Origin of the sequence: Aeromonas molluscorum 848 (assembly GCF_000388115.1) — a bacterium.
Lineage (GTDB): Bacteria > Pseudomonadota > Gammaproteobacteria > Enterobacterales > Aeromonadaceae > Aeromonas > Aeromonas molluscorum.
In genome coordinates this window covers 1-11276 of the sequence record NZ_AQGQ01000133.1, presented here as the reverse complement: position 1 = coordinate 11276, position 11276 = coordinate 1, and the positions used below count along the sequence as shown (strand labels likewise).

Here is an 11276-nt window from a genome sequence, read left to right as displayed (position 1 = left end):
TGCCGTGGACAATCCCGGCAGGGCGGCCGCCAGGCGTCTGGTGCGATAAATTCAGCGGATCGCCGGGTAAGCGATCTTCGCCAGGTTGCGACAATTCAAGACGCTTCGAGAGTGTTCGATGCCATGGCGGGCCGGCCCCTTTTTACGGGGCCTCTTGGCCAGATAACCGGGCCTGATTGGACCTGTAGCTGAGCTGTCTCATCTCGTGGCGCAAACCACCCAGGTAAGGGGGGCGAGCGGATGCACCTTGCTCCCGGCACACATCGCCCTACACTGGCAGATATTCATTCGTCATCGAAAGTGAGTCTGTCATGAAAAAACTGCTGCTCTGTCTCTCCCTCAGTCTGATCACCCTGGGTGCCCAGGCGGGAGTCATCAATCCGGATTGTACCCCTGAGAAGGCGGTCAAGGGTGCGGCCATGAAGGCCACGGTCGGGGTTGGCGGGCGCTGCTCCGTCGCTGAAACGGCCAAGGACTCTGTCGGTCTGGATGACAAGAAAGGCAAGGTCTCCGATGCCAAGGACTCGGTCTCTGACTCCAGGAACAAGGTCGGCAACGTCGTCGACAACCCCGCCAAGGCGGCGAGCAAGGCCGTGATCAAATAAGCATTAGCGCGAGCCAAGATGTCGATGAAAGGGAGCCAAGGCTCCCTTTTGCTGGTCTTGGCAAAGGGAGACCGCTGGTGGAGAGCGCCTCTGCGTCGCATTGGGGGATGATAAAAAGGGGAGCCGTTGGCTCCCCTTTCTGTTTGCAAGGTGTGACGGGCGCGATTTATTGCAGCTCCGCCTCTTCGTATTCTCGCAGCGGCGCCTGGGAGAGCTTGATGCGCAGCACCAGGTAGACCAGGCCCAGGGCAGCCCAGATGAGGCCAAGGTAGAGGGAGCTCAGCTCCAGGTTGATCCAGAGCAAGCCTATGGTGGCCGCGCCGCACAGGGGCAGCAGCAGGAAGCAGACGTTGTCCTTGAGGGTCTTGTTACGCTGTTCGCGCACATAGAACTGGGCGATCACCGACAGATTGACGAAGGTGAAGGCGACCAGGGCGCCGAAGTTGACCAGCGCCAGGGCGATGTCCAGATCGAAGGAGACGGCGGAGAGCGCCAGGGCGCCGACCAGCAGCACGTTGATGGCCGGGGTACGCCAGGTGGGATGCACGTAGCTAAATACCTTCTCGGGCAGGACGCCATCGCGCCCCATCACGTAGAGGATCCGCGACACGCCAGCGTGAGCCGCCATGCCGGAGGCCAGTACGGCGACCGTGGTGCTGACCAGCACTATGCTCTGGAACAGTTTGCCACCGACGTAGAGGGCGATCTCCGGCAGCACGGCATCGGGCTCCTTGAAGCGGCTGATGTCCGGGAAGTAGAGCTGCAGGAAGTAGGAGACCAGCACGAAGATGATGCCGCCAATGAGGGCGGTCAGCAAGATGGCGCGAGGGATCACCTTGCCGGCGTTGGGGGTCTCTTCACTGAGCGAACTCAGGCCATCGAAGCCCAGGAATGAGAAACAGAGAATGGTGGCGCCGGTAAAGAGCGGCAGCAGGGCGGTGTGATCCGAGTAGAAGGGACGACTGCTCAGCACTGTGCCTTCCCCCTCGCCGAAGTAGACGGCATGGGCCATCAGGGCGAGGAACACCAGTATGATGGCAACCTGCACCAGCACGATCAGGCCATTGAAGTTGGCCACCAGATTGATGCCGCGCAGGTTGAGCATGGTCATCACGCTCACCAGTCCGAAGATAAAGATCCAGGGTTCGACCCCGGGGAACATGGCGGTCAGGTAAATCTTGGCCAGCAGCATGTTGATCATCGGCATGAACATGTAATCGAGCAGGGACGACCAGCCCACCATGAAGCCCACGTAGGGATGGAAGGTCTTCTGGGTGTAGGTATAGGCCGACCCGGCAGAGGGATACTTGCGAACCAGATGGCCGTAGCTGATGGCGGTGAACAGGATCCCGGCCAGCGCCAGCAGGTAGGAGGTGGCAACATGGCCGCTGGTGATGTCGGAGACCATGGCGAAGGTGTCGAACACCGCCATGGGGGTCAGGTAGGCGAGGCCGATGACCACGACTTGCCACAGCTTGAGGGTTTTTTTGAGGCGAACCGGTGCATCAGACATCAGCGAACCTCCTGCATTGCCGCCAGGGCATGGTCATGGCGAGACGCCAGGGGACTGAACAGACGCACACTCGATGGAGTGGTGCAGAGGTCGTTGGCAATCGCGTTGCCAAGGCTGACTCCGGCGAGCGGAGACGAAGTATAAGAGAGCCCCATCTTGTTCCTCATAGCGGCATAAATCATGGGTGGGTTCGCGCCATCTATGAGTGCGACCCCGGATATCATTTCCGGGAAAAGGCCCGGCCTCGGTTTGGTGGTAAACAACAAAATGAAAATAACCGACTTGGCAACCAAGTCGGTTATTTTAGCGGCGCGCATTTTGCCCCAGATGGACGGGGATGACAACCCATGGCAGTGCGGTATGGTGCAAATATTTGGTGCAAGTTCAGGGGCTTGTTCCGGGGTAAACACTCAGCCCGGGCACTGGGCCCGGGCTGAGGTGGTCGGTCGCGGCACCCGGCCTAGGCGAGGGCTGCGGCCAGCGCCTGCTCCAGGGCGTCCAGTCCTTCGTCGATCAGCGCCGGGGCGGCGGTGAGGGGGGCCAGGAAGCGAATGACGTTGGCGCGCACCCCGCAAGAGAGCAGCACCAGTCCCCGCTTGCCCGCCTCTGTCACCAGGCGTTTGGTGAGCTCGGGATCGGGCTGGCCGGCATCGCGCCCCTTGACCAGCTCCATGGCCACCATGGCCCCAGGGCCGCGGATATCGCCGATGCAGTCGAACCGCTCGGCCAGTCGGTGCAGCCGCGTCTTGAGCTGCTCCCCCTGGGCCAGGGCCCGTTGGTTGAGCTGCTCTTGCTCGATGACTTCCAGTACCGCCAGCGCGGCGGCGCAGGCGATGGGAGATCCCGCATAGGTGCCGCCGAGGCCCCCCGGCTTGGCGGCGTTCATCACCTCTGCCTTGCCCACCACGGCGGAGAGCGGGAAACCCCCCGCCAGGCTCTTGGCGAGCGTCATGATGTCGGGCTCGATGCCGCTGTATTCGGTGGCGAAGGTCTTGCCGGTACGACAGAAACCGCTCTGGATCTCGTCGCAGATGAGCAGGATGCCGTGTTGATCGCATACCCGGCGCAAGGCTTGCATGAAGCTGGGGGAGGCTGGGTAGAAGCCCCCCTCACCCTGCACCGGCTCTATGATGATGGCGGCGACCCGGCCCGGCTCTATGTCGGCGCTGAAGCAGAGGTCGAGCGCCCCCAAGGCATCGGCCTCACTCACGCCCAGATAATCGGCCGGGAAGGGCAGGTGATAGACCTCCCCCGGCAGGGGGCCGAATCCTGTCTTGTAGGGCACCACTTTGCCGGTGAGCGCCATGCCCATCATGGTACGGCCATGGAAGCCGCCCTTGAAGGCGATGGTGCCGCTGCGACCGGTATGGGCGCGGGCTATCTTGATGGCATTTTCCACCGCTTCGGCACCGGTGGAGAGAAACAGGGTACGCTTGGGGGTTGATCCCGGTACCAGGGCATTGAGTTTCTCGGCAAGCTCGATGTAGCCGGGGTAGGGCGTGACCTGGAAGCAGGTGTGGCTGAATTTTTCCAGTTGCTCGCGTACCGCGGCCACCACCTTGGGATGGTTGTGGCCGGTGTTGAGCACGGCGATACCCGAGGCAAAGTCGATGTAGCGGTTGCCCTCCACATCCCACAGTTCGGCATTCTGTGCCTTGTCGATAAAGACTGGCATCAGGGTACCAACGCCGTTGACCACGGCGGCTTCGCGACGTGCCTGCCAGGATTGATTGCTCATCTTGATTCTCCCATCAGGGGCTAGCCCCTCACTGTATGTTGATGAGTCGGCAGTCTGGCTGCCGCTCCCCATCCTTAGGTTGTCTCATCTCATGGCACTGCTGGTCCGGCGTGCCATCTGTGTGAATAAATCACCTATTATATTGTTTTATTATGCAATGGAGCCGAAGCAGAGATATTTGGTTTCCAGATACTCATCGAGTCCTTCGGCAGCGCCTTCCCGGCCCAGGCCTGACTCCTTGATGCCGCCAAAGGGCGCCAACTCGGTAGAGATGATCCCTTCGTTGATGCCCACCATGCCGTATTCGAGGCGCTCGGCGACTCGCCATACCCGGGCGATGTCGCGACCATAGAAGTAGGCGGCCAGCCCATAAGGGGTGTCGTTGGCGATGGCGATGGCCTCGGCTTCGGTCTCAAAGCGCACCAGCGGGGCGACGGGTCCGAAGATCTCCTCTTGCAGTATGGGGTTGTCGGCCTGGACGTTGGTCAATATGGTCGGGCTGTAGAAGAGGGGGCCGGCAACGTGGGCCTCGCCACCGACCAGCACGCGGGCACCGGCAGCCTGAGCCTGTTCCACCAGGGTGGCGACCTTGTCGGCGGCGGCCTGGTTGATGAGGGGGCCAATCTGGCTGCCTTCGCCAAGGCCATCGCCAACCTTGAAGGCGCGCACCGCGGCGGCCAGCTTCTCGGCGAAGGCGTCATAGACGCTGGCCTGCACCAGAATGCGGTTGGCGCAGACGCAGGTCTGGCCCGCATTGCGGTACTTGGAAGCCAGGGCCCCGGTCACGGCGGCGTCCAAGTCCGCATCGTCGAACACGATAAAGGGGGCGTTGCCGCCCAGCTCAAGGGAGACGCGCTTCATGGTGTCGGCGCATTGGCGCATCAAGAGCTTGCCGATGCGGGTTGAACCTGTGAAGGAGAGTTTGCGCACCAGAGGATTGGCACAGAGCTCATCCCCTATGATGGCGGCCTGATGGGAGGTGACTACGTTGATCACCCCGCCGGGATGCCGGCCTGCTCGGCCAGTGCTGCCAGGGCCAGGGCGCACAGGGGCGTCTCGGCGGCGGGCTTGATGACGATAGTGCAACCGGCGGCCAGGGCTGGGCCTGCCTTGCGGGTGATCATGGCGATGGGGAAGTTCCAGGGGGTGATGGCGGCAACAACCCCGACCGGCTGCTTGATGGTGGCCAGTCGCCTGTCACTACTGAAGCCCGGTATGGTGCGGCCGTAGGCGCGCTTGCCCTCTTCTGCGAACCACTGGATAAAGCTGGCGCCGTAGGCGACCTCCCCCTTGGCCTCGGCGAGGGGCTTGCCCTGCTCCCGGGTCATCAGCCGCGCCAGGGCATCCTGCTCCGCCATGATGAGCTCATACCAGCGCATCAGTTTGGCGCTGCGCTCCTTGGCGGTGAGTGCCGCCCAGGCAGGCTGAGCGGCATGGGCTGCCTCTATGGCGGCCTGGGTATCGGCGCCATCCATGTCCGGCACCAGGGTGATGAGTTCGCCGGTGGCCGGGTTGGTCACCTCAAACTGGCGACCGCTATGGGCCTGGCACCAGCGACCATCTATATAGGCAAGGGAGTGAGTCTGGGGTTCGAGCTGCGCTGTCTGTGACATGGGGGCCTCGGCGGTAGATTCAGGGCGTTCGGGATGAGATCACAGGAAATAACCCAGGACGCAACTGTATAGAATAATAAGCACTGGATGACCATAATGGTCGCGGTTTTGTTTTTCAAGTGTTAAATGCGGTTGCCCACAGCGATGTTGGCGTGCTAGAAGTGGTGTTATAGAGAGGTTTTTGGTTATGGGTGTGCAAAATAATGAACGGGTGGCGCTGTCCGCCCGACTCGCAGCCACTGCGTTTTTGTCCCCAAAAAGAGGCCAGGCAAGGCCTCATTTTCAGCCATTATTGAGCGCAATCGTGTGAGGATAGAGGGATCATGACCGAACATGTGAAGAGTTACTACGCCGCCAGTGCCAATACCCATGCGCCTTTCCCCAGTCTCGATGAACAACTGGAGTGTGATGTTTGCATCATAGGCGCCGGGTATACCGGTCTCTCCAGTGCCCTGCATCTGGTTGAGAAGGGTTATTCGGTGGTGGTGCTGGAGGCGGCCAGAGTCGGTTTTGGCGCCAGCGGTCGCAACGGCGGCCAGATAGTCAACTCCTACAGCCGCGATATCGACAACATAGAGGCGAGTTGTCCGCCGGATCAGGCCAAGTTGCTGGGCAGCATGCTGTTCGAGGGCGGTGACATCATTCGCGAGCGCATCAAGCGCTACGACATTCAATGTGACTTGCAGCAAGGAGGCGTCTTTGCCGCCGATACCGAGCGGCAGCTGCACGAGCTCAAGGCCCAGCAGCGGCGTTGGCAGAAGTGGGGCAACGATCAGCTTGAGTTGCTGGATAAAGAGGGGATCCGTCAGGTGGTGGGTAGCGATCGCTACGTCGGTGGCCTGCTCGACAAGCGGGGTGGCCATATCCATCCCCTCAACCTGGCGCTGGGGGAGGCCGAGGCCATCCGCAGCCAGGGGGGGCGCATCTTCGAGCAATCCGCCGTGACCAGCATAGAGCCCGGGCAACCGGCGCTGGTGCGTACCGCCAAGGGGGCTGTCAAGGCGCGCTTCGTGGTGGTCGCGGGCAATGCCTATCTGGGGAATCTGGTGCCTGAGCTAGCGGGCAAGAGCATGCCCTGCGGTACCCAGGTGATCGCCACCGAACCGCTTGGGGAAGAGCGGGCCCGGCAACTGCTGCCGCAGAATTACTGCATGGAAGATTGCAACTACCTGCTCGATTACTACCGCACCACAGGCGACCACCGGCTGCTCTACGGCGGCGGTGTCGTCTATGGCGCCCGGGATCCCGCCGACATCGAGCGGCTGATCATCCCCAAGATGCTCAAGACCTTCCCGCAACTGGCCGACGTCAAAGTGGAATACACCTGGACCGGCAACTTCTTGCTGACCATGTTGCGTCTGCCGCAGTTTGGCCGCATCGGCCACAACATCTATTACATGCAGGGCTACAGCGGCCACGGCGTCACTTGTACCCATCTGGCGGGCAAGCTGCTGGCCGAAGCCTTGAGCGGCCAGGCAGAACGCTTTGATGCGTTCGCAAAGCTCCCTCACTACCCCTTCCCGGGGGGGCGTCTGTTCCGTATTCCCTTCACCGCCGCCGGCGCCGCCTGGTACAGCCTGCGGGATCGGCTGGGGGTGTGATCACGGGGCTCTCGGCGCGCCAACACCAAGGCCACCTCAGGGTGGCCTTGGTGTTTCAGGGTTATTTTCGCGGGCTGCGTGACCCATCAATCAAGGGCCTTGGCTGTCACATAAGAACAACACCGCCTCTGGGCGGCGTTGCTTGTGACGCAAGAAAGCTGGCGGTTACTGCGCCAGGCATTTGAGCTGCTGGCCGCTGGGGGGGTTGTGCCAGTCGATGGGACCGTGGGTGAAACGGTATTGCAGGCGGGGTAGTACGACGTCCAACCATTCATGGCGAAAGTAGTCGTAGCCCTCATCCCAGTCTGGGTCATTGGCCCAACCGGTCTGCAGCAGATGGAGGCGGGTACCCTGGTCTTCAGGCACGAAGCGCAGGCTGACCTGGGTCTTCTGCTGGCGTACATGGGGCAGATGGGGGGGGAAATTCCAGCTGAAACTGAGCAGGTCATGGGGCATGACGGCCATGACCCGGCAACCCTCGCTGCCCCGTTCACCATGGGGGCGTCGGGGCGAAAATAGATCTCGAACGGGCCATTGGGTTCGGCCACCATCAGACATTCAGGGGCGAGAAAGCTGCGCAGCCCGCTCTCCGTAGTCCAGGCATGCCAGACATCATCTAGGTGGGCGGGAATAAAGATGTTACCTTCAAGTTGCTTGTTATCCATGGTCGGCAAACCTCACACATCCGTAGGCGGGACCCGGGCAGTATAGCCCCTCATCTGTTCAAATTAACAGCAGCTCGCCTGCTTGTGAACCGGTTCCTGTCACCCATCTGGGGTAAGCTGATAGCCAATAGCGTGCTCGAGCCGGGCCATGCAAGGGAGAAAGGTTGATGATCAGAGCCATGACTGAAGCGGATGTGGCACCATTATCCCGTCTGTTTCAAAAAGGACGTCGCCAGACGTTTCATTGGGTAGATCCTTCGCAATTTGCGTTGGAAGATTTTACCGAGCAGATCAGCGGCGAGCAGATCTGGGTCGCAGAGCAGGGGGGCACTCCCTGCGGTTTCATCGCCATCTGGGCGCCAGACAGTTTCGTTCATCATCTCTATGTTTCCGCCGATTGGCATGGTCAGGGGATGGGGCGTGCCCTGCTGGAGAAGGCACTGGCCGAGTTGCCCAGACCCGCTTCCCTCAAGGTGGCCATCAATAATACCGCCGCCATTGCCTTCTATCGGCGTCTCGGCTGGGAGCCGACCGAGGAGACGGGATTGTGCGAGGTCACCGGGCCCTGGCGCAGGCTCTGCCTCTATTGATCCATACGGGTCGGTGAGCTCATCGGCCATCCATGGTTTCAACAATGAAGAAGGGCTGCCCTGAGGCAGCCCTTCTCTTATCTTGATGGAGCCAATGAGCTGGCCCCTGGGGGAGCTCAGAGCGTTTCACCGTTGCTCTTTATCACCCCTTGGTACCAGTGGAAGCTCTGCTTCTTGCTGCGCGCCTGACTGCCGCTGCCATCGTCGTGCTTGTCCACATAGATGAAGCCGTAGCGTTTGCGATACTCCCCCGTGGTGAAGGAGACGCAATCGATGCAGCCCCAGGGGGTGTAGCCCATCAGTTCGACCCCGTCCTCAATCACCGCTTTCTTCATCTGCGCGATGTGGGCGCTGAGGTATTCAATGCGGTAGTCATCTTGTACCTCACCGCTTTCACCCGGCTTATCCAGGGCGCCGAAGCCATTCTCGACGATGAACAGGGGCTTGTTGTAGCGCTCATAGAGAATATTGAGGCTGTAACGCAGACCGACCGGATCTATCTGCCAGCCCCAATCCGATGCCTTGAGGTGCGGGTTGGGCACCCCGCCCTCGAAGCCTGACAGCGCGGTGCCACTGCCCTGGTGGTGGGCGCGTACCGCATTGCTCATGTAGTAGCTCAGGCCGATGTAATCGACGCAGCCCTCTCGCAGTATCTGTTCGTCACCGGGCTCCATGGCTATCTGGTAACCCTTGCGCTGCCACTCCTTGCGGATATAGTTCGGATAGGCGCCACGCACATGGACGTCGCTGAACAGAAAGCGCTCGCGCATCGCTTCCTGGGCATACATCACATCGTCCGGATGGCAGGAGTAGGGATAGAGGGGCACCATGGCTATCATGCAGCCAATCTGGAAGGCGGGATTGATCTCATGGCCAAGCTTGACCACCTGGGCACTGGCCACAAACTGGTGGTGCAGTACCTGATACATGCACTCTTCCGGATTGGGTTCCTGGTTGTAGATAACGCCAGAGCAGCAGTAGCCAAACAGAGGGGATCGCCAGTTACGCTGGTTGTTGATCTCGTTGAAGGTCATCCAGTATTTGACCTTGTGCTGATAGCGGCGCAGTACCGTCTCGCTAAAGCGCACGAAGAACTCGACCAGCTTGCGATGCTTCCAACCACCGTACTCCTTGACCAGGTGCCAGGGCATCTCGAAGTGGGAGAGGGTAATGACAGGCTCTATGCCATGCTTGAGCAGCTCATCGAACAGGTCGTCATAAAATTGCAGGCCCTGCTCGTTGGGAACCAGCTCATCGCCCTTGGGGAAGATGCGCGACCAAGCGATGGAGGTGCGAAAGCACTTGAAGCCCATCTCGGCCAGCAGGGCTATGTCCTGCTTGTAGTGGTGATAAAAATCCACCGCCTCATGGTTGCCATAGTGATAGCCGGGCAGTATGCCGTCGGTGATGACCCTGTCGACCCCATGAGCACCACTCGATAGCACGTCGACTATGCTGGGTCCTTTGCCGCCCTGATCCCAGGCCCCTTCCACCTGATGGGCCGCCACTGCGCCGCCCCACAGAAAGTCTTTTGGTAATCCTTGCTGTTTCATTGGCTTCTCTCTCATCAAGGCCCGAATAAGGGCATGGCATGGTTGTTCCTCGCCGAACTATCGGTAAGAGCCCCATGATTGGGCGCGGTTCTGGGCGAGGTGCGATGGCTGATGGTAGCAAAGCAAATAACAAAGTCACGATATAACGAAATAGGTCATCAGTGATTTGTCACAATGAAAAAACAAGCTGTTTTAGGCGGGTGAATTGGTCGTCAAACGGCGGCCTATGGTCTCAAGGATATAAACGACGGGAACTTGAGTTGTAATATTGTGGTTCTGGCCGATGAGGAGTTGTGGCATATGGTAAGAGAGGTTAAAGTCTGCCAGTTTGGCAAGAGAACAGGTTTCACTATTAGTGATGCTGATTATTTTGCATTTGTGAAAATTGAATTTTTGCGCCAACTTTAACATGTCCGGTGTTTCCCCCGAGACAGAGAGAATAATGGCGACCGCCTTGTTGAAGGTGTCAGTGCTAATAGGGTAATAAGGGTCATCGATATGGTTGCTGAACTTGCCGATGTTGGAGAAGAATCTGGCGCCATATTTTCCGAGGGAGCCCGAGGTGCCGACCCCGACAAAGAGCACTCGCTCGGCATCTGAGATAAGGGCGGCGGCCTGGTCGATCAGCATCTCGAACTCGGGGTTGTTGATGCTCTTGAAGAAACTCATCAACTCATTGACCCCGAAGCGGGTAACTGAGCCAGTGTCTTGCTCCAAAGAGAGCTTGAAGCGGATCCTGAACTCGGAGAAACCGCTGCAGCCTAGCTTCTTGCAAAAGCGCAGCACTGTGGTGGTCGAGACCCCGGCAGCCTCTGCCAGCTCACGGATCCGCATATAGGGGACCTGTTCCCTGTGCTTGATGACGTAGTGATACACCATCAGCTCCAGCTCGTTGAAGGTGGAGAGGGAGACATGATTGAACATGATGAAAACCGCCGAGTCGCTATCAGGAAAACCAAGATTTTGCATGATGACAACCCTGATGCCCCTTGTAAATCTTAACCTGCGTCCCCTGGTTGGGCGACGTTAAGGCGGCGTCAGGTGCCATCAAGCCTATCTCTTCCCGCTGTGCACAGTGATCAGTATTGAATCATGGGTAGGCAGCCATGTATTTACATGCAGCCACTGGATTGACGATATATGTTTATGGCGGTTTGTGTGTTTTTCCTATCAGGGGAGGGGGCTTGGTTTTTTTATATTTCCTGTGATTGAAAATGTATTCAAAAGATAATGGTTTGGTTATTTCTATTTGTTGTCGCTCTGACTAGGGGGTATTAAGTGCTTGAACTGTTTTTTAGCTTGATATTGGCGCATCACTTCTTCACCGATATTGATGGTGCGGACAGACGATGACAAGGCGAGCATATATGACTCAAACCAACGGTCTCCGGGCTAGGG

The 11276-nt window shown here is 59.2% G+C and carries 8 protein-coding genes and 2 pseudogenes; 3 read left to right on the top strand and 7 right to left on the bottom strand.

The genetic code is table 11. The features are described from left to right. Nucleotides 1-311: 311 nt before the first annotated feature. Nucleotides 312-605, top strand: coding sequence for a hypothetical protein (locus tag G113_RS15485; protein WP_005906410.1), 294 nt, complete (start codon nucleotides 312-314; stop codon nucleotides 603-605). A gap of 166 nt (nucleotides 606-771) precedes the next feature. Here the strand turns inward: G113_RS15485 and G113_RS15480 are convergent, their stop codons facing one another. The 4 genes and pseudogenes from G113_RS15480 to G113_RS15465 all read right to left on the bottom strand — a co-directional run bounded on the left by G113_RS15480 (nucleotide 772) and on the right by G113_RS15465 (nucleotide 5469). Further along, complete coding sequence (locus G113_RS15480; protein WP_005906408.1) at nucleotides 772-2118, bottom strand: APC family permease; 1347 nt, start codon at nucleotides 2116-2118, stop codon at nucleotides 772-774. Next, a complete protein-coding gene (locus G113_RS21370) occupies nucleotides 2118-2273 on the bottom strand; it encodes a hypothetical protein (protein ID WP_161618918.1) in 156 nt (51 codons plus the stop codon). The genes G113_RS15480 and G113_RS21370 overlap by 1 nt, the downstream gene beginning before the upstream one ends. A 305-nt stretch (nucleotides 2274-2578) precedes the next feature. Further along, on the bottom strand, nucleotides 2579-3856 hold the full coding sequence (gene gabT / locus G113_RS15470; protein WP_005906403.1) for a 4-aminobutyrate--2-oxoglutarate transaminase: 1278 nt from the start codon (nucleotides 3854-3856) through the stop codon (nucleotides 2579-2581). A gap of 150 nt (nucleotides 3857-4006) precedes the next feature. Beyond that, nucleotides 4007-5469, bottom strand: a pseudogene (locus G113_RS15465) (NAD-dependent succinate-semialdehyde dehydrogenase). Between the two features lie 323 nt (nucleotides 5470-5792). Between G113_RS15465 and G113_RS15460 the strand changes: the two are divergent. After that, nucleotides 5793-7070: an NAD(P)/FAD-dependent oxidoreductase gene (locus G113_RS15460; RefSeq protein ID WP_005906401.1), complete on the top strand. Its 1278-nt coding sequence runs from the start codon at nucleotides 5793-5795 to the stop codon at nucleotides 7068-7070. A 165-nt stretch (nucleotides 7071-7235) separates the two neighbouring features. Here the strand turns inward: G113_RS15460 and G113_RS15455 are convergent. After that, nucleotides 7236-7735 (bottom strand): annotated as a pseudogene (locus G113_RS15455) (SRPBCC family protein). 167 nt (nucleotides 7736-7902) lie between these two features. On the opposite strand from G113_RS15455, the gene G113_RS15450 reads away from it, so the two are divergent. After that, the gene (locus G113_RS15450; RefSeq protein WP_005906398.1) at nucleotides 7903-8325 is read left to right on the top strand and encodes a GNAT family N-acetyltransferase; all 423 of its coding nucleotides are present in this window, start codon (nucleotides 7903-7905) and stop codon (nucleotides 8323-8325) included. A gap of 116 nt (nucleotides 8326-8441) precedes the next feature. Here the strand turns inward: G113_RS15450 and G113_RS15445 are convergent, their stop codons facing one another. Continuing rightward, nucleotides 8442-9878 (bottom strand): 6-phospho-beta-glucosidase, encoded by a 1437-nt coding sequence (locus G113_RS15445; RefSeq protein WP_005906396.1) that lies wholly within the window; start codon nucleotides 9876-9878, stop codon nucleotides 8442-8444. Between the two features lie 192 nt (nucleotides 9879-10070). Then, nucleotides 10071-10847, bottom strand: a complete 777-nt coding sequence (locus tag G113_RS15440) for a MurR/RpiR family transcriptional regulator (RefSeq protein ID WP_005906394.1) — start codon at nucleotides 10845-10847, stop codon at nucleotides 10071-10073. Nucleotides 10848-11276: the final 429 nt, after the last annotated feature.

What these genes read in the sequence shown, in the direction of transcription:
- G113_RS15485 (WP_005906410.1), top strand. Translation starts at nt 312, where the DNA reads ATGAAAAAACTGCTGCTCTGTCTCTCCCTCAGTCTGATCACCCTGGGT.
- G113_RS15480 (WP_005906408.1), bottom strand. Translation starts at nt 2,118, where the DNA reads ATGTCTGATGCACCGGTTCGCCTCAAAAAAACCCTCAAGCTGTGGCAA.
- G113_RS21370 (WP_161618918.1), bottom strand. Translation starts at nt 2,273, where the DNA reads ATGGGGCTCTCTTATACTTCGTCTCCGCTCGCCGGAGTCAGCCTTGGC.
- gabT (WP_005906403.1), bottom strand. Translation starts at nt 3,856, where the DNA reads ATGAGCAATCAATCCTGGCAGGCACGTCGCGAAGCCGCCGTGGTCAAC.
- G113_RS15460 (WP_005906401.1), top strand. Translation starts at nt 5,793, where the DNA reads ATGACCGAACATGTGAAGAGTTACTACGCCGCCAGTGCCAATACCCAT.
- G113_RS15450 (WP_005906398.1), top strand. Translation starts at nt 7,903, where the DNA reads ATGATCAGAGCCATGACTGAAGCGGATGTGGCACCATTATCCCGTCTG.
- G113_RS15445 (WP_005906396.1), bottom strand. Translation starts at nt 9,878, where the DNA reads ATGAAACAGCAAGGATTACCAAAAGACTTTCTGTGGGGCGGCGCAGTG.
- G113_RS15440 (WP_005906394.1), bottom strand. Translation starts at nt 10,847, where the DNA reads ATGCAAAATCTTGGTTTTCCTGATAGCGACTCGGCGGTTTTCATCATG.